15 protein-coding genes are annotated in these 18,918 nt (G+C 52.6%); 6 read left to right on the top strand and 9 right to left on the bottom strand.

Annotation, left to right across the window (positions count from 1 at the left end; translation table 11 throughout):
• Positions 1-5 precede the first annotated feature (5 nt).
• The 4 genes from ACO064_RS20160 to ACO064_RS20145 form a co-directional block, all read right to left on the bottom strand.
• Complete coding sequence (locus tag ACO064_RS20160) at positions 6-1,157, bottom strand: peroxiredoxin family protein (RefSeq protein WP_421829026.1); 1,152 nt, start codon at positions 1,155-1,157, stop codon at positions 6-8.
• A gap of 78 nt (positions 1,158-1,235) precedes the next feature.
• On the bottom strand, positions 1,236-2,405 hold the full coding sequence (locus ACO064_RS20155) for a M56 family metallopeptidase (RefSeq protein ID WP_421829025.1): 1,170 nt from the start codon (positions 2,403-2,405) through the stop codon (positions 1,236-1,238).
• A gap of 1 nt (position 2,406) precedes the next feature.
• Positions 2,407-2,772, bottom strand: coding sequence for a BlaI/MecI/CopY family transcriptional regulator (locus ACO064_RS20150; RefSeq protein WP_421829024.1), 366 nt, complete (start codon positions 2,770-2,772; stop codon positions 2,407-2,409).
• A 175-nt stretch (positions 2,773-2,947) separates the two neighbouring features.
• On the bottom strand, positions 2,948-4,876 hold the full coding sequence (locus tag ACO064_RS20145; protein ID WP_421829023.1) for a hypothetical protein: 1,929 nt from the start codon (positions 4,874-4,876) through the stop codon (positions 2,948-2,950).
• A gap of 179 nt (positions 4,877-5,055) precedes the next feature.
• Here ACO064_RS20145 and ACO064_RS20140 point away from each other — a divergent pair, with 179 nt between their 5' ends.
• Together ACO064_RS20140 and uvrA are read left to right on the top strand one after the other, a co-directional pair.
• Complete coding sequence (locus tag ACO064_RS20140; protein WP_421829022.1) at positions 5,056-6,138, top strand: 2Fe-2S iron-sulfur cluster-binding protein; 1,083 nt, start codon at positions 5,056-5,058, stop codon at positions 6,136-6,138.
• 78 nt (positions 6,139-6,216) lie between these two features.
• On the top strand, positions 6,217-9,114 hold the full coding sequence (gene uvrA / locus ACO064_RS20135) for an excinuclease ABC subunit UvrA (RefSeq protein ID WP_421829021.1): 2,898 nt from the start codon (positions 6,217-6,219) through the stop codon (positions 9,112-9,114).
• A gap of 222 nt (positions 9,115-9,336) precedes the next feature.
• On the opposite strand, the gene tnpA is transcribed toward uvrA, so the two are convergent.
• The 5 genes from tnpA to aat form a co-directional block, all read right to left on the bottom strand.
• Positions 9,337-9,786, bottom strand: coding sequence for an IS200/IS605 family transposase (tnpA, locus tag ACO064_RS20130; RefSeq protein ID WP_421829020.1), 450 nt, complete (start codon positions 9,784-9,786; stop codon positions 9,337-9,339).
• Positions 9,787-9,838: 52 nt separating this feature from the next.
• Entirely contained in the window at positions 9,839-10,816 is a 978-nt protein-coding gene (locus ACO064_RS20125) for a sterol desaturase family protein (RefSeq protein WP_421829019.1), read from the bottom strand.
• Between the two features lie 121 nt (positions 10,817-10,937).
• Entirely contained in the window at positions 10,938-12,188 is a 1,251-nt protein-coding gene (locus ACO064_RS20120; protein WP_421829018.1) for a glutamate-5-semialdehyde dehydrogenase, read from the bottom strand.
• Positions 12,189-12,202: 14 nt separating this feature from the next.
• Positions 12,203-13,231 (bottom strand): glutamate 5-kinase, encoded by a 1,029-nt coding sequence (gene proB, locus ACO064_RS20115; RefSeq protein ID WP_421829017.1) that lies wholly within the window; start codon positions 13,229-13,231, stop codon positions 12,203-12,205.
• A gap of 146 nt (positions 13,232-13,377) precedes the next feature.
• Positions 13,378-14,004, bottom strand: a complete 627-nt coding sequence (aat, locus tag ACO064_RS20110) for a leucyl/phenylalanyl-tRNA--protein transferase (protein WP_421829016.1) — start codon at positions 14,002-14,004, stop codon at positions 13,378-13,380.
• A gap of 363 nt (positions 14,005-14,367) precedes the next feature.
• On the opposite strand from aat, the gene ACO064_RS20105 reads away from it, so the two are divergent.
• The 4 genes from ACO064_RS20105 (at position 14,368) to argC (ending at position 18,754) form a co-directional block, all read left to right on the top strand.
• Positions 14,368-15,075, top strand: coding sequence for a GNAT family N-acetyltransferase (locus ACO064_RS20105; RefSeq protein WP_421829015.1), 708 nt, complete (start codon positions 14,368-14,370; stop codon positions 15,073-15,075).
• A gap of 154 nt (positions 15,076-15,229) precedes the next feature.
• Positions 15,230-16,432, top strand: a complete 1,203-nt coding sequence (locus ACO064_RS20100; protein ID WP_421829014.1) for an argininosuccinate synthase — start codon at positions 15,230-15,232, stop codon at positions 16,430-16,432.
• Between the two features lie 91 nt (positions 16,433-16,523).
• A complete protein-coding gene (locus ACO064_RS20095) occupies positions 16,524-17,774 on the top strand; it encodes a glycosyltransferase family 4 protein (protein WP_421829013.1) in 1,251 nt (416 codons plus the stop codon).
• Positions 17,771-18,754, top strand: coding sequence for an N-acetyl-gamma-glutamyl-phosphate reductase (gene argC / locus ACO064_RS20090; RefSeq protein WP_421829012.1), 984 nt, complete (start codon positions 17,771-17,773; stop codon positions 18,752-18,754). Before ACO064_RS20095 ends, argC begins: the two co-directional genes overlap by 4 nt.
• Positions 18,755-18,918 lie beyond the last annotated feature (164 nt).

Raw genomic sequence — 18,918 nt, 5'->3', positions numbered from 1 at the left:
ACCCATTATAAATTCTCCTCAATCAGTTTCGCCACGTTTTCCCGCTTGAACTCGCCGGAATAGAGCACTTTTCCGGTTTTATCGAGCAAGACGACCATCGGAAACAGGCCAATGCCGTAGCGTTTTGCCACCTCCTGCGCATCGTATAGCAGCGGGTACGCCGGCTGAATTTTCTGTTTAAAAACCGCTATCACACCTTTCGAATCGTGCGGATTGATGCCCAAAAGTTCGAAACCCTTGGCTTTGTACTGGTTATAAAGGGCATTTAATTCGGGGACAGACGCCACACAATAGCCACAGTTCCGGATCCAGAATTCCAGCAAGACGACCTTCCCTTTCATCTGATTCAACGTAATTCCGGTCGTGCGATCAAAAACCGGCAATGTCCAATCCGGGGCGGTTTGACCACTTGAAATCAGCCGGAGCTTTGCGTCTTCCGGGTTTACCAGCTTGTAATCGTTCTGGTAGCTGGAATAATACCAGGAGGAATCAGCCGGTGGAGCCGGTGCGTCGAGGTACTCAAAGCTAACCTTCGTAAAATCCTGATTGCGGTTATTGGATTCAATCACCTGAATGGGTAAATGCGTCGCCTTGTCGATCAGCAAACGGTACCGGATCGATCGGTCCGCCGTGATCGGGCGGTACGTTCCCAAATAATCCAACACTTTTTGTTTCAGGGTGAACGTTACTGCATAAAATGGCGTCGTACCGACCACAGTATCCAACACAGTTTTAGGTACCGACGCATCCGAAAGAAGCATCGGCAATGCGGTTCTGAACGTAATTGGAGCGTTGTAAAAGAAGGAAAGTGATTCAAAATTCCGGCGGGCCGGTTGATCGGCAACCCGCAACGTCTTGCTTTTTCGGTCGCATTCGAACTTCTCGGTGCCATTAAAAACCGCCAGCATATCCGGGTTGCTGAACTGGTAGCGAAACCCCAAAACCGGGTCTGCGTTGCTGAAATCCAGGTAACACGCCCCGCTCAATTCGTGATGAATGCCCTCCGAAACGTAATTCAACTCCCGCTGATATTGGTAATGAAACGTTTTGCGGCTGTTCAGCTCTTGTGAAGTTTTACGAAGTACATCCTCCGCCGAAACGGTTTCGGACTGTGCAAAACCGGGCGTTTGGGTTGCCATTGCCAGAAAAAAGGGCATAAGAATGCCAGTGAAAATCAATGATTTCATCGGAGTAGAGAGGAAGATTGTGGAGAAATGTAGAAATGATGGAAAAGGTTACTTCAAGCTAGCCAGCGGTTTTTTGGAGGAGTTGTTTGCGGAAAAATGGGGAGAAGCCAGCGCCAGAATTTTTATCTGTTCAATCTGATCGTCCTTTATTTTCACGTAGACATCCATGCCTCGGCCTTCGCTGTTTTTCGAAAAAAGAATCAGTTCAGTTGGCGGTTTCGTCCCGGCTTTTCGGTGTTTAAGCTGGATGGTTCTGATCAGATTCAGCGTTCCATTGGGCGTATCAATCACCGCAAATGCGTTTTTCGGATCGATTGAGAAGTTTCCGGCAACCGATAGTATTCCTCGCTTCCGGTTCGCTGATGCTACCGGCATTTTTGGCAGAATCAGCGTGATCAAAATCATCAACAAAAGGCTATAACTGGCCATCAATCGTCGCGAAGACGGTTTACGGTTCATCATCCCGATACGTTTTTTGATGGTCAGTTCGGTGAAATTGGTGGCTAACGTCACCCTCAAACCACCAATGCGCACCAGCATGTATTGATAGTTTTTAGCGTCCAGACCGCTTTGCAACATGTGCTGATCGACCCTGAATTCCAGATTTTCTCTGACGGCCCGTTTTAGCAACCAGCTTACGGGGTTAAACCAGAAAAATATTGTACTCAATTCCGCCAGCAGGACATCCAACGTGTGCCATTCCCGAACGTGAAGCCGCTCGTGTTGCAGAATCGGCCCGAGTTCGTCCACCGGATGTCTGGATGGATTCAGGTAAATGGTTTGCCCGAACGAAAACGGATTGAAATTTTCATGAACCGCCCGAAAACGGAAACCCTTGTACGTTGCCGGGTGTGAACGCCGTTGAATGCGGTAGAGCGACAGCAACTGAACCACCAGCCGGACTGTCATTATGCCAACGCCGGACCAGAACACGGCCACCAGCCAGATCCAGATACTTCCGCCGTCGGTTTGTTGCGGAATGGCTTCCAGTATTTCCCAATCAATCGTCCGCTGAATCGGTCTAAAAAGCGTCTCATTTCTCCGGGCGAGTTCGGCAAAGTCGATCAATGGATAGACAACGGAAAAAACCATCCCGAACAGCAGAAACAGACGATTCAGACCATAAAAGGTCAGCCGACGAAGTCCCAGGAAATAGGCCAGAACGAACAGCAGTAAAGCCGTGTTGGCCTGCAGCAGGTAGGTCAAAACCGGGGGCATGTCAGTCGGATTTACGTTTTTCAATCATCTCGATAACCTCCTTCAGCTCATCGGCACTGATTTTCTGATCTTCAGCAAAAAACGCCACCAGTTCTTTGAAGGAATTCCTGAAATAATCACTCACAAAACCGCTCATGAAGCGTTTCTTGTACTCTTCTTCGCTGATCAGCGGTTCGTAGCGATACGTATTGCCCCATTTTTTACTCTCCAGAAATCCCTTTCGCTCCAGATTCCGAATCGTGGACGCCAGGGTGGTGTAGGGCGGGCGGGGTTCGGGCAGTTGTTCCAGAAAATCTTTGACAAAACCGCCCTGGCTTTTCCAGATTACCAGCATAGCTTCTTCTTCCTGTACGGTCAGCTTAGTCATCTCTACGATTTTTTCGTAAATCTACGAATATTTCGTAATTACGTGCAAGTGAATTTGAAAAATAAAAATAGCCCCGGGTTCATTGGTTTAAATCAACTAACCGCCGAAGTAAATGTTTATCAGCCCACTGCTTTAGCTGTGGGCTGATAAGCCAAATATGAATCCGGCTGTTTTATTAATTCCGCTCCACCGTTACCCGGGCGCTTCCCGCCGGAATCCCCGCCCCGCAGGAGCTTTTCAAGGAGGTGATGGTGTACTCCGTCGAAGCTGTGGGAGCCACCGTCAGCACATAAGGATTGAGAAACGTACCATTCACCTGCGTGCCATCGGAAAGCACGAAGGACCAGGGCGGCAATCCGTTTTTGAAGGCCACGCGAACTTTGGACGTCTGGCCGGGGCGGATCGTTCCCTCGCCCGCTACCATAGCCTGACTGACGTTTGGTGCCAGTACTTTTATAGTGGTTTCGGAACCCGCCACCGCCGGGCTCGTCGACGCCACCCGCAGCCGAACGGTGTTGAGCGTATCTTTCAGATAAGCCGGACTGATGGCCGCTTTCAATACCCCGTCTTTATAGGTGGTCGCCAGATTGACAAACCGCCCGCTGGTGTCGGCCACCTGCACGATGTACTTGTTGTTGGCGTAAAACCGCCCCGCCGTCGTGAACGGCACCGTAATTTCAGCACCGTGGCAGATCGTCCGGGCCGACAGGTTGCCGGTGGTAATAGTCGAGGGCGGGATATTGACTTTCACGAACGCCCGTCCGCTGTACTCACCCACCCCGCAGGCGCCCCCCGCCGACGTAATGGCGTAGGGCGTCGGATTATTGGGCGTTACCCGGATGGTATGCGGGCTTTTGGCAATGTTGTTTTCGTAGGTGCCATCTGTCAACAGAACGAACCACGGCCCACCCCCGCCAAAATCCACGGTCAGTTCAGCGGTTTTTCCTTCTTCGATCTTCACGGTATCATTCCGCAAAACCGCCACGGCCTGAGCCGCCACGATCAGATTTTCGGCATTACTGCTGATGGCGGGTTGTGTGGCCATCACCCGAATTTTGTAGGCTCCCCGGGGCGAAATACCGTAGGGTAGCCGCGCCATCAGCGGACTGGCGGTACCGGAAGCGGAAATCGTTGTCCAGTTGTTGGTGGAATCGGCGAGTTGGGCTACAAAACCGTTCCCGGCTTGGTATTTCCCGGTGGCCGTAAAAGCAACCTGAAAAGGTGTTCCGGTACAAATCCGAAAACCGCCGTTTGGTGCTTTGATTGCAATTTCCGGGTTCGGATTCTCATTTACATTGACGATAATTTCCCCCGAAACCGTTCCGCTCCCGCAAGGTCCGCTGACGTTCACCACTTTATAAATCGTTGGTTTATCTGGTGTTACCGTCACTTCGTAAGGCGTCGTGGTGGTATTTTGCACTTTGGTTCCGTCCGACAGCATAAACGACCACGGCCCATGGCCGCTCAGCGCGATGCGGAACGTGGCGGCTTGGCCCGGCAAAACCGTCACAGCGTTGCTGCCATCGGCGAGTTCAATGCGCGCACCCGGCGCGGGCAGCACCCGGAGTGCCTGCGCCGTGCCATTAACGACTGGATTGGTGGAAGCGACCCGCAGCGTATACCGGCTTCCGGCCTCCGTCGTGACCGGAATCACACCCGCCAGCGTTCCGTTGCCAAACGGCCCGGCTTTGGCGGGTTCGCTCAGGTTGGTCACTTTTCCGGTTGCATCGACCAGTTGGAGAACAAATTGATTATCCGGCGAAAACCGACCGCCCGACGAGGTATACGGCACCGAAACCGGCGATCCGGCGCAAACCGCCAGGCCGTTCAGGTCACCCGTCATCACCTCCGGCAGCGCCACTTTATGGCTGTCGGCCTGGGCGCGCATAGCCGCCGAGTCGATGCGCATGGTGGTATCGCGCTGGAAAATGGCTTTGTAGAGACTGTCTTTCAGGTATTTTTCAATCAGCGTGTCCTTCCGGATTTCAATCAGGGTATCGGCAACGGCACGGGATTGACGGGTTCGTTGTTCCACTCCCGACGCGCCAAGGGTCAAAAACCCAACGACCCCCAAAACGGTACTCAGCAACGTAAATTTATTCATGCATGTGTGGTTCAGCTTCAAAACTTGGTGTTCTTTCCGATTGGGTTGACGAACTTTGCATGGTTACGCCATTTTTTGAAAGTAATCTTAAAGGTAAAACGTTAACCGTTTTTGAAATGCAAAGTTCGCTAACTATAACGGAAAGTTTGCAGACCCTGGTACAAAGTTAACACGCTCGCATGAACGAGGAATTGATTCATCTTCAGGTATCCGAAATAATTCCGGAAACGCCCGACACGAAAACGCTTCTTTTACACCCCACCGACGGGCAACCCGTTCCGTATCGGGCGGGGCAGTTTCTGACGCTTCTCTTCAACCACCTCGGCGAAGCGTCGCCCGGCCACGAAGTCCGGCGGTCGTATTCGCTGAGTTCGACGCCGGGCGGTGATCCGGCAGAACCACTGAGCCTGACGATCAAAAGGGTAGAAAACGGCGAAATATCCCGGTATCTGCTCGATCATTTGCGCGTAGGCGATATACTCACCAGTTTGCCGCCAACGGGCCGGTTTACGCTCGAAACCGATCCCAATCAGCAACGGGACATCGTGCTGATTGGGGCCGGAAGCGGCATTTCGCCCCTGTACGGTATTTTGAAACAAGCCCTGCGTGATGAACCGAAAAGCCACATTACGCTGCTGTATTGCAACACCAGCGAACGGAGTATCATTTTCTACCACCAACTGGAAGCGTTGCGGAAACAGCACCCGGACCGGTTTCAGTTGCTTCACCTGCTCAGCCAGCCGGAGGGCGACTGGCGGAAAGCGGGCAACATCCGGCGGGGTCGGTTGAACAACTGGCTGCTGGAAACCATGCTACCCGATTTGGTTCGTTTTCAGCGCGACAAGGCGCACTGGTACGTTTGTGGCCCGTTTGCGTTCATGCGGATGGTGCAGTTTACGCTGGTGTATGCGGGCATTCGGCTCGATCATATCAAGAAAGAAAATTTCGTGATCGAACCTGTCACGAGAACGCCCCCGCCCGAACTGGCGCGCGACCACCGGATGTTGCTGCGGTATCGCGGAACGGAATACGACATCGACGTACCGGCTTACAAATCCATTCTGCAAGCCGCTCTGGATCATGGCATTCCGTTACCGTATAGCTGCAAAGGTGGGCGGTGTTCGAGTTGCGCGGCCCGGCTGAAAGCGGGTGAAGTTCACATGACCATCAACGATGTGCTGACGGAACGCGATCTGGCCAACGGCTGGGTGCTGACCTGCACGGGTTATCCGGCGTCGGAAGGTTTGGTGCTGGATGCCTAACCCACTCCTTTTACTTTTACCGGTTAGAAACTTCATCCCTGAATTTTCTGTTAGATTTAAGAATAAGGCTATCACAACGTGACAGAAAACAACGCTTCCGCCCCCAACACCGGGCTTACAGACATTGACCTGACGGGCTACGAACAGATTGAGGTATTAGGCGCCCGCGAACACAACCTGAAGAACATTGATGTTACCATTCCCCGCAACAAACTGGTGGTGGTAACCGGCATCAGCGGCAGCGGCAAATCATCGCTGGCGTTTGACACCATTTATGCCGAGGGACAGCGCCGGTACATGGAGAGTTTCTCGGCCTACGCCCGCTCGTTTATCGGCAATATGGAACGGCCCGACGTTGACAAAATCAACGGTTTGAGCCCGGTTATTTCCATCGAGCAGAAAACGACCTCCAAAAACCCCCGTTCCACCGTCGGCACGACCACCGAAATCTACGACTTTCTGCGGCTGCTGTATGCCCGCGCCGGTGAAGCCTTTTCGTACGTAACGGGCCGGAAAATGGAGCGCCAATCGCAGGATCAGATCATCGACACCATTCTGACCCATTACGCCAATAAAAAACTGACCCTGTTGGCTCCCATCGTTCGGGGCCGGAAAGGGCATTACCGCGAACTGTTCGTGCAGATTGCCAAGCTGGGTTACGCCAAAGTGCGCGTCGATGGCGAGGTGCAGGACATCGTTCCGAAAATGCAGCTCGACCGGTATAAAGTTCACGATGTCGAAATTGTGATCGACCGGATTGTTCCGAAGCCGGAAGACCGCTATCGGCTCAGCCAGTCGGTGCAAACGGCTTTGAAACAGGGCAAGGGGGCCATGCAGATTCTGGATGAGAAAAACCAGCTGACGTATTTTTCGCAAAACCTGATGGACCCCGAATCGGGCATTAGCTATGATGAGCCATCGCCCAATACGTTTTCGTTCAATTCGCCCTACGGAGCCTGCCCGGTTTGTAACGGATTGGGGATTATCGAAGAAATTACGGAAGAGTCGGTGATTCCGAATAAATCGCTCAGCATCAGCCGGGGCGCCATTGCTCCCCTGGGCGAATACCGCGAACTCTGGTTTTTCCGGGAGATTGAGGTGATCCTGAAAAAATACAAACTCAGTCTGACGACACCGGTTGAAAAATACCCGGCCGACTTGCTGCATGCGCTGCTCTACGGAACGGAGGACGAATCGACCATGCCGTCGAAAAAACATCCGGGGGAAGACTACTATAATTTTAAATTTGAGGGCGTCATTACCTTCCTGAAACGCCAGCAGGAAACCGCTGATTCGGCGGGTCGTTCCGACAAAATTCAGGAGTGGCTGAAGGATTTTACGGTGATCAAAACCTGCCCGGAATGCGAGGGCGCGCGCTTGAAAAAAGAATCGCTGTATTTTCGGCTGGATACCAAAAACATTTCCGAACTGGCCCGGATGGATATTTCGGAACTGGCCGTCTGGATGACGGATGTGGAAAGCCGCCTGTCGAATCGCCAGAATGTGATTGCCAAAGAGATTCTGAAAGAAATCCGCAAACGGATCGGCTTTTTGCTGGACATCGGTCTGGATTACCTAATGCTCGACCGGCCGCTGCGCACGCTCTCCGGCGGTGAAGCCCAGCGAATCCGGCTGGCCACGCAGATTGGCACTCAATTGGTTGGTGTTCTGTATATTATGGACGAACCGAGCATCGGTTTGCACCAGCGTGATAACGTTAAATTGATCGACTCGCTGAAAAACCTGCGCGATTTGGGCAATACGGTTTTGGTGGTGGAACACGACAAGGACATGATGCTGGAGTCGGACTTCATTCTGGACATTGGTCCGGGAGCCGGTCGGCACGGCGGTCAGGTCGTCGGTGCCGGAACACCGGAACAGTTCCTGCAAAACGGCAGCACAACGGCGGCTTATCTGAGCGGTCGCCGGGCCATTGATGTGCCGAAGGAGCGTCGGAAAGGCAATGGGAATCAATTGGTGATTAAAGGAGCCACGGGCCATAACCTGAAGAATGTGACCATGAAGCTGCCTTTGGGCCAGATGGTTTGCATCACGGGCGTGTCGGGCAGTGGCAAATCGTCGCTGATTCACGAAACGCTGTTTCCAGTCTTGAACAAGCATTTTTACAAGTCGAAACGCGAGGCTCTGCCGTTCAAATCGGTCGAAGGACTGGAGCAGTTGGATAAGGTAATCGAGGTGGACCAGTCCCCGATTGGACGGACACCCCGTTCGAACCCGGCGACGTATACCGGCATGTTTTCCGACATCCGCAGTCTGTTTGCCGAACTGCCCGAAGCCAAAATCCGGGGCTATAAACCGGGGCGGTTTTCGTTCAACGTCAAAGGCGGTCGGTGTGAAGAGTGTGAAGGAGCCGGGATGAAGAAAATCGAAATGGAGTTTTTGCCGGATGTCCACGTCATGTGCGAAACCTGCAAGGGCAAACGCTTCAACCGCGAAACGCTGGAGGTACGGTTCAAGGGCAAATCCATCGCCGACGTGCTCGACATGACCGTAGAGCAGTCGCTGGAGTTTTTTGCCAGCCAACCGAAGATTCTGCGAAAAGTACAAACATTGAACGATGTCGGATTGGGTTATATCACCCTCGGCCAACACGCCACGACGCTCTCGGGCGGGGAAGCGCAACGGGTGAAACTGGCGGAAGAACTCTCCAAGAAGGATACCGGCAAAACCATGTATATTCTGGATGAACCCACCACCGGCCTTCATTTTCAGGACATTTCCCACCTGCTCGACGTGCTGAACAAGCTGGCCGACAAAGGCAATACGGTTTTGATCATTGAACACAACCTGGACGTGATCAAAGTCTCCGACCACGTCATCGATTTGGGGCCGGAAGGGGGCAACAAAGGCGGTTACATCATCGCCGAAGGAACGCCGGAGAAAGTTGCCAAAACGAAAGGGAGCTATACCGGGAAGTTTTTGGCCATAGAGTTGGCTGCGTTTTCAAACCGTTGAAACGGTTTTTGGAATTGAGAGAAACCGGTTCGTGGACCCACGGTTAAAACCGTGGGCTGGTAAAAATATCAGTGCAGCAAACCAGTTTGTTGGAATGTCAAAAGTATTCAAACCCTGAATAAAAACGCAGGCTGATTGAATAGCACGTTAACACCAGCCCACGGTTTCAACCGTGGGTCCACGAACCGGTTTCCCTCGATTCTAAAAACCGTTTTAACGGTTTCAAACCCTCCCCTCTTCGTCAATCAAAAACCCATATTGTTTCGTAAACCGCCGGTATTCTTCGGCAAACGTCATTTTCTGGTGATGCTGCTCCTGATTGGCAATGTACTGCCGAACCCGTTCAACCTGGGATTCAATCACCGAAAAAGCACCATATCCCGTTTGCCAGGCAAATTTGTCCGGAATGACATCCAGTCCGTTGATGTAATGCGAACTGCTGCCCTTGATCTGCTTCATAACATCCGAAACCGCTAGTTGCGGTTGTAATAGAAACAGGATGTGAACATGGTCTTCGATGCCGTTGATGCTGTCGGCTATGCAACCGGCGTTGGTTAATTCCTGACGAATATGACGGTATAAGAAATCCCGGACGGTTTTCCGAATGAGCGGCTGGCAGTTTTTAGTCGAGAAAACGGCGTGAATCCAGATCTTGGTTTTGGAATGTGACATCGCGGAGATAGAGGTTATCGTTCAATACGTAGACGACAACCAAGCTATTTTGTCACTTCATTGGCGATTCCGCAGAAACTGAAGGGTGATTCCCAACACCCGGCCGTTCCGGCAACTCGCCGATCATCTGTAGTTCCATTTCCGACTCCGTCCCGATGCCCAATTCCTGACGCATCTCGTCGGCGGTTTGGCTCCGGCCATCGTGGCTCCAGCCGGGAGGAGCCAGCAAATATCTGATCTTCTGGCCGAACGGCCCCGGTATACGAAGATCCGAAATCAACTTCTTCCACTCGTGAAAAACCAGATTTCCCGGTGAATGATCGGTGAGGTTGGTCGTGAGGCCATACCGAACGGGATCTTCCGGGGCTTCTTCGGCAAAGGTGCCAAACAGGCGATCCCAGATGATGAGCATCATGCCCATGTTCCGATCCAGGTAGCGGACATTCGAAGCGTGGTGAACGCGGTGGTGTGCGGGCGTAACCAGAAACCATTCCAGAAAACCGAGACGGCCAACGTACTGAGTATGAACAACAATGCCGTAAATCTGCGTTGCAGAATACATAAACACAATGTCCTCGGCCCGGAACCCCAGCAACGCAATCGGAACAAAATAGACGAACCGGTAAAGCGGTTGCAGCACGGAAGACCGGAAACCAACGGTGAGGTTAAACTCCTCCGAAGAGTGGTGTGTGACATGAATGGCCCAAAACAGGCGGCAGAAATGATCGACGCGATGCAGCCAATAGAAGGCAAAATCTTCCAGAATCAGGAGTGTTAGCCAATACAGCCAGGGCGTCGTTATCTCGGTGATGCGGTATTGATACACCCAAACCAGAACGCCCACATAGAAACCCCGAACCAGCAAATCGAGGCCCATATTGAGCAGGGTCAGATAGCAATTCTGCAGGACACCCTTGATGGAATAATAAGGCCGATGCTGGCAATAGCTCAACACCATCTCTGCGCCAATGATGAGCACATACAGTGGTGTGGAGAGCATGAATAGCAACGACTCCCGAAATCCAATCATTTTTCAGCGTTACGACGAATACGTCGCAAGTTACGGCATTGAACTACATTTATAATTGTACTCTGATTAGAAATTCATTAAAAATGAACCTCCTCATTTCGAACTAAAAAGGCGTTTTTTTCTACCAGCGCACCTGACCATCGCCAACCACCACCCACTTTTCCGTCACGAGTTTTTCGAGGGCGAACGGCCCCCGGGCGTGCAGTTTCTGCGTCGAAATGCCAATTTCGGCTCCCAGACCAAACACACCACCGTCAGTGAAACGAGTCGATGCATTGGCATATACGGCAGCCGCGTCCACTTCATTCAGAAACCGGTCGACAGCCGCCGGATCGCGGGACACAATCGCTTCGGAATGGCGCGACGAATAGGTCTGAATGTGCGACAAAGCCTCTTCCAAACCGCCGACCACTTTAATGGCGCACTTATAATCCAGAAACTCCCGTCCAAAATCGGTCAGTTGAGCTGGCTGAAGCTGTGGATAACCGGCTGACGCTAAGATCCGATAAGCCTCCTCATCCGCAAAAATCTCCACGTTCCATTTCGTAAAATCCGCCACCAGCATCGGCAAAAATGCCCCGGCAATGGCCTGATCGACCAGCACGCAATCCAGTGAGTTGCAAACCGACGGACGCGACACCTTGGCATTCACGACCATATCACGCGCTTTTTCCAGATCAGCCGTCCCTTCCACGTAGGTATGACAAACCCCCGCGCCGGTTTCGATGGTGGGCACCAGCGAATTTTGCCGGACGTACTGAATCAGCGAATCCGAACCGCGCGGAATAATAATGTCGACGTACCGCGTGGCCGTCAGCAATTCGTTCACCACCGCCCGGTCGGGGGGCATCAGCGAAACGGCGGCTTCCGGCACGCCAAATTCCGTCAGCACCTGGTGAATCAACCCTACAATGCACAGGTTGGAATGATGCGCTTCCTTCCCGCCTTTCAAAACGCAGGCATTGCCCGACCGCAGGCAGAGCGAAGCCACATCCAGCGTTACGTTGGGCCGCGACTCATAAATAACGCCCACCACGCCCAGCGGAACGGCCAGCTTCCGGAGCTGAAGCCCCTGTTCAATGGTTTTTTCCAGCAAAACCTTGCCGCTCGGATCGGGCAAAACCGCCACCACCCGAAGACTCTCGGCCAGATCGCAGATGCGCTTTTCGTTCAGCAACAACCGGTCTTTCTTCGGATCAGAATCCGGCATGGCGTCCAGATCTTTCTGATTTTCAGCCAGAATGACCGCTTTGTTTTCAAAAACCACGTCCGCCAGCCGGTTGAGCAAGGCGGTTTTCTGCTCGTCGGACAGGCGCCGAACCGCAGCCGAAGCAAACTTCGTTTCCTGAAGCAGGGGAGTTACTGTATTCATACAATCCGGTATTTTCACAAAAGTACAATATCATTGGCATTTGCCACCTCCACATTTTGCTGGTTCAACTGCGGCAGTAAGTCCGCCGACGACAAACGGGCGCGCGCTACGGCCACCGTGGTGCCTGCTTCGTCGCAAATCTCAACGACTTCGCCGGCTGCAAATTCACCTTCTACCGTTCGAACACCGACGGCCAGCAAACTGTTCCGCCGACCCAAAGCCGCCACCGCGCCAGCATCGACCCGCAGAATGCCCGCCGTCAGGCTGCCACTGCCGAGCCAGCGTTGCCGCGCCGAGGGCGTGCTCACCTGTGGTTTAAACGTCGTACCGGTTTCGCCCCGCAACGCGCGCAGAATACCGTCGGGTTGTTTCAGACCAAAAATCGTAACCCGGATGCCCATGCGGGTCGCCAGCTTGGCAAACGTCAGCTTGGACGCCATTCCGCCCAGGCCCAGCGCCGATTTCTCATCCCGGACAATTCCAAAAACGGATTCATCGACCCGATCGACCGCCTGAATGATGTGGTTGTCGTTGTCCAGCAAACCGCCGACCGAGGTGCAGAGCATGAGCGTGGAAGCGCCAAACCCGACGGCCATGAGCGTGGCCAGTTCGTCGTTGTCCGAAAACTTCAGTTCGCGGTCGCTGACGACGTCGTTTTCGTTCGCAATGGGAATGATGCCGTTTTTCCACAATTCCTGCACGGTTTCTTTCAGTTGCAGAAACTGCTGGCGGTCGGCAAAATGATGGCGTTCGCAAAGGGTTTGGGCGATGGGAATGTTGTATTCGGAAAAATAGCGGTTATATACATTGAGCAACAGCAGATTACCCACGGCGGCAGCGGCTTTCCGCTGGGCCATCTCGCCCCGGTAGCCTTCGATCAACCCTTTTCCGGCACCCACCGCGCCCGACGATACCAGAACAATGGAATACGACTGCCGCAATTCGGCCACCTGCCGGGCAATGTCGGCAATCACGGCTTCATGGAGCGAACCGTCCGGCTGGGTGATCGATGCCGTACCGAATTTAATAACTAAAACTGACACGCTTGAACTGGATTAAAAGACTAAACTAAAGTGACGTTACGGGCTATGAAGCGAAAGAAGGTGCAAAAATACGAAAGATTCTGCCAGACCGCGCGAATCGGCGGAAATCCAGCATCAGAAAACCGCAGGGTTGGAAGAGGGTCGAATTAATCCGGCTGATTGTTGAAAAGATGTGCCAACACCGGCTCCGTAAAAGTGGCTTTTTTTTGCAGCGTTTGCTTTAGTCGTTTCATGTATTCCGGGCGCGGAATTTCAATGGCACCAAACCGCCGGACATTATCATTGATAAATTGCGTGTCCAGTAGCTCAAATTGTTGTTTTCTCAAGATTTCAATCAGGTAATGGAACGCTACTTTTGAGGCATTGGGCACCTGATAAAACATCGATTCACCAAAAAAAACCGCTCCCAGCGCAACACCGTAGAGCCCGCCGACCAGACAGTTATCGATATACGTTTCCACACTGTGGGCCATTCCCATCTGGTGCAAATCCATGTAAGCTTCGATAATTTCTTCGGAAATCCAGGTGCCGTCATTCTCGGAGCGCGGCAATGCACATTTTCGCATAACCTGTTCGAAATCAGCATTAATACGAATCTCAAACACCTTTTTATTCAGGATAGGCCGCAGTGATTTGGCGGGTTGATACGTGTCCAGGGGAATGATGGCACGGGGGTCGGGGGAGTACCAATACAGCGTATTGTCCGTGTCGGCCATCGGAAAGATACCATTGATGTAGCCATAAATCAGGTCATCAGAAGACAGACGATACATGGAGATTCGCTAAGGTTCTCCAACAAATATATAAAAATATTGGTTTGTAAAAAATGGCACGATTACTGAACGTTTCCTCAAAATTATCGTTATTTTATTGCACAAGCGGAACAATTCCTTTATCATTGTCCCGCTTTTTGGCAAACACAAAAATGGCAACACGCGTTTATCTACCGACATTCTACCACACAACGCCATTTCGGTTCAGGTCCGAAAGGACCCGACCTAATTGCTTGCCTATGCGGTGAGCATCCGCTCCTGCGGTTCAGCCCTTTCTTATTTTCATTTATCAACCAACTTTTTGATCACACGATCCAACCGGTTATCCACCGGACGAGGGTGCATTCATTCGATCAAACGACGATGATTTCAGAAGTAAACAACGATACGTATGTAGTGCAGGTGGCCGATGAAAACCACCTTCAACTAGCCGAAGCAATCTGCCTGGAAATGGAGGAGAGCGCCAAGGCACGGGGAACGGGCATTGCCAAACGTTCGCCTTTGTACCTGATGGAGAAAATGCTGGAGGGCAAGGCAATTGTGGCGACAACGAAAACCGGCGAATGGGTGGGTTTTTGCTACATCGAGACCTGGCAACACGGCAAGTTTGTCGCCAACTCGGGTCTGATCGTCCATTCCGCTTTTCGAAAGAGCGGCATTGCCACCCGCATCAAAAACGAAGCCTTCAAGCTTTCGCGCAAAAAATATCCCGACGCCAAAATCATCGGCTTAACGACGAGTCTGGCGGTGATGAAAATCAATTCAGACCTGGGCTACGAACCCGTGACGTTCAGCGAATTACCGGCGGACGATGCGTTCTGGAAAGGCTGTTCCAGTTGCGTTAACTACGATATTCTGACCCGAACCAACCGGAAACACTGCCTTTGCACGGGCATGTTATATGATCCCGAGCAGCACAAAAAGACGGAAGAGAAAACCGAGAAGTGGAATTTTCTGAAGGAATCGAAGCTGTATGAACGCTGGATGCGCATCAAGCAACGCATTCTGATGCGTTTTCAGGATCGCCCCCGGGCGAGGAAACCCGAACGTGAGTTGGAAACCGTCGGATAATAAAGTCATTGTAAAGGTATTCAAGTGATTTTAAGTCCCTTTCGGCGGTTGGCTGGAAGGGATTTTTTAGTTTTGTGTCTTAAATACAATCTGAGCTGCCCCCAATCCGGTCAGATCAATTCTTTTCGTTCCATACGTCCCACAGTTCACCGTGATGTCTCAACAGAAAAAAGTAGTTCTTGCGTTTAGCGGAGGTCTCGACACCTCGTTTTGTGTTAAATACTTATCCGAAGATCTGGGGTATGAAATCTACTCCGTGCTGGTCGATACCGGCGGTTTTTCGGAGGCCGATTTGAAAACCATCGAAGACCGGGCCTATTCGCTAGGCGTAAAGCACCATACTGCCATTGCCAAAACTGACGATTACTACCAGCAATGTTTAAAGTATCTGGTGTATGGTAACGTACTGAAAAACAACACTTATCCTCTGAGTGTCAGTGCCGAGCGGATTTTTCAGGCCATCGCCGTCGCCGAATACGCCAAATCGATTGGTGCCAACGCCATTGCACACGGCAGCACGGGCGCAGGCAATGATCAGGTACGGTTCGATATGGCGTTCCGGATCATTGCGCCCGACGCCGAAATCATCACGCCCATCCGCGACCTGCGGTTGTCGCGCGAAGCAGAAATCGACTACCTGAAAGCGAAAGGCGTGGAGCAGGAATGGCACAAAGCCGCTTACTCCATCAACAAAGGCTTGTGGGGAACGTCGGTGGGCGGCCGCGAAACGCTGACATCCAACGGTTTTCTACCCGAATCGGCCTGGCCAACGCAGGTGACCAAAACCGAACCGGAGCAAATCACGCTGCATTTTGAAGCGGGTGAACTGAAAGGCATCGGTGACGAACCGGTCGGTGATCCCGTTCAGGCCATTCAGCAACTGACCGCATTGGCCGGGCCGTTTGGCATTGGCCGCGATATTCACGTGGGCGATACCATCATCGGCATCAAAGGCCGGGTCGGTTTTGAAGCTCCGGCTCCGCTGATTATCCTGAAAGCGCACCACGCCATCGAAAAGCACGTGCTGACCAAATGGCAGCAATACTGGAAAGATCAACTGGCAAACTGGTATGGCACGATGCTGCACGAAGGCCAGTTTCTGGACCCGGTGATGCGAAACATCGAGACTTTCCTGACCGACACCCAAACCCATGTAACGGGCAAAGTTCACGTTCTGCTGGCTCCGTATCGCTTCCAGGTGCTGGGTATCGAATCGCCCTTCGATCTGATGTCATCCGCGTTCGGCAGCTACGGCGAAATGAACAACGCCTGGACCGGCGAGGATGTCCGCGGCTTCTCGAAAGTGATGTCGAATCAGTTGATGATTTATGGGAAAGTGAAGGAAAGCAATTCTTAATAATGAATAATGAATATTGAATAACGAAAGCATCATCTTACCCTTTCGTTATTCGTTATTCAGTATTCATTATTCGATATTCACTCTGCGATTGAACGTAATCATCGACGCCAGCCTTCCGGGTATTGGCTTTTACCACCGTCAGGCCAAAACGGGTGTGAGTCGCGTCGCCGAGCAATTGGTGAAGGGACTGCTTGCCTCGGAGCAGGTGCAGCTTTCACTGGCTGCACCGACCAACCAGGCCGAAACGTTGCGGTATGCGCGGGAAACCTTCGGAACACAGGCTCCGCCCTTGATCAACCGCCCAGCCGAACAACGGTGGGCGAAGCTGGAAAACGCCCTGCTCGGTCCTTTTGCCCCCCAAAGCCTGCCCTCGAAGGTGATTCGGCAGGTTTTTTACCGGTCCCGAAAAGCGTTGAAGGGCGAACAGGCCTGGTTTTCGGCGGAACGGCTGCCGAGCGGTGCCATTTATCACTCGCCGTTTTTTGCCATTCCAGACGACATTGGGCAAATGCCGCACGTTCGCAAGGTGCTGACGGTGCATGATTTGATTCCCATTCACCACCCTGAATGGTTTCCGGCGGGTGAGAGGGCGGTCAAAGAAGCCATCCAAACCCTGCCCAAAGACGCGCACGTCATCACGGTTTCGGAAGCGACGAAAGTGGATTTTTGCCAGTTTACCGGTTTCGATCCGGTCCGCGTAACCGCCATTCACCTGGCGGCTTCACCGGCCTTGTTTTATCCGGTAACGGATGCTGCGCGAATCAAAGCCACACAGCAACGCTTTGGCCTGGGCGACGAACCTTATCTGCTCAGCCTGGCCACCCTCGAACCGCGCAAAAACCTCGATCACCTCATCCGATGTTTCGTTCAACTGGCCGAAAGCGGGGAACTGCCGACGGAAGTAAAACTGGTCTTAGTCGGCACGAAAGGCTGGAAAATGGATCAGGTTTTGAGCGAAATCGCGAAAAACGAAAGCATTCGGTCGCGGCTGGTTTTCACCGGTTTTGTGCCAGACGAAGACCTGGCCGCTATGTATTCCGGTGCGCTGGCGTTCGTGTATCCATCCCTGTTCGAAGGCTTTGGGTTACCGCCTTTAGAAGCCCTGCAATGCGGTTTACCAGTCATTACCTCGAACGTTTCGTCCTTGCCTGAAGTGGTGGGCGATGCAGCCATTCAGGTGTCACCCACCGACGCCGACGCCCTCGCCCAGGCCATGCTGACGGTCGTCCGATCGGCAGATTTACGCAACGAATTAGCAACCAAAGCGCTCCGGCGGGCACAATTGTTCTCGTGGGAACGTTTCACCAGTGAGCACATCAGGCTCTATCAAACATTATGACTAAACTACGAATCGGGATCATCGGCGGAGCGGGCTACACGGGTGGCGAATTGCTGCGTATTCTCATCAACCACCCCAATGCAGAAATTGCTTTCGTCCACAGCAAAAGCCAGGCAGGAAAACCGGTTTACAATACGCACACGGATTTGCTGGGCGACACGGATTTGACTTTTTCCGGAGACGACACCCGCGACCTGGTCAAACAGGATGGCCTCTCGGTGATTTTTCTCTGCTCCGGCCACGGGGAATCCGCAAAGTTTCTGGCGGAAAATCCGATCCCGGAAACGCTGAAAGTAATTGATTTGAGCACCGATTTCCGGGATCAGTCGAACGGTTTTGTATACGGTTTGCCTGAACTGCAGCGCGAACGCATCCAATCCGCAACCAAAATCGCCAACCCCGGTTGTTTTGCCACCAGCATTCAACTCGCTTTGCTCCCCCTGGCGCAGGCCGGGCTGCTCACGGAAGCCGTTCAGGTGAGTGCCATTACCGGCTCAACCGGCGCGGGGCAATCGCTAAGCCCAACCACCCATTTCACCTGGCGGAACAACAATGTTTCGATCTATAAAGCCTTTACGCACCAGCACCTGACAGAAATCCGCCAGAGTCTGAATGCGTTGCAACCCGGTTTTGATCAACCGATCCATTTTGTTCCGTACCGGGGCGACTTCACCCGCGGCATCATGGCCAACGTCTATACGCCCTTTGCCGGGAGCCTCGACGAAGCCCGTCAGCTTTTCGACACCTACTACCACGCCCATCCGTTTACGCACATCAGCAACACGCCGGTGGATGTGAAGCAGGTTGTCAATACCAATAAATGCCTGATTCACCTGGAAAAACACGACGGTCAGTTGCTCATCAGCAGCGTGATCGATAACCTGACCAAAGGCGCATCGGGCCACGCTGTACAGAATATGAATCTCCTGTTCGGGTTGCCGGAAGATACGGGACTGCGACTGAAAGCCGTTGCCTTTTAACATTCTCAGGGGGCCGGACCACAAAAATCCGGCCCTTTTTTGTGAGTTATCGGCTCTACACCGCCAGTTATCGACTCCCGCTGGCCGACGGTTTCGAAGTCCGTATCTTTGTGTTCATACGTAGCCGACGCAACAAAGAACCCTGACCGTCGTTGATCTTCATT

Origin of the sequence: Larkinella sp. (genome assembly GCF_965227735.1) — a bacterium.
Classification (GTDB): Bacteria; Bacteroidota; Bacteroidia; order Cytophagales; family Spirosomataceae; genus Larkinella.
This window is presented reverse-complemented; position numbering and strand designations above follow the sequence as displayed.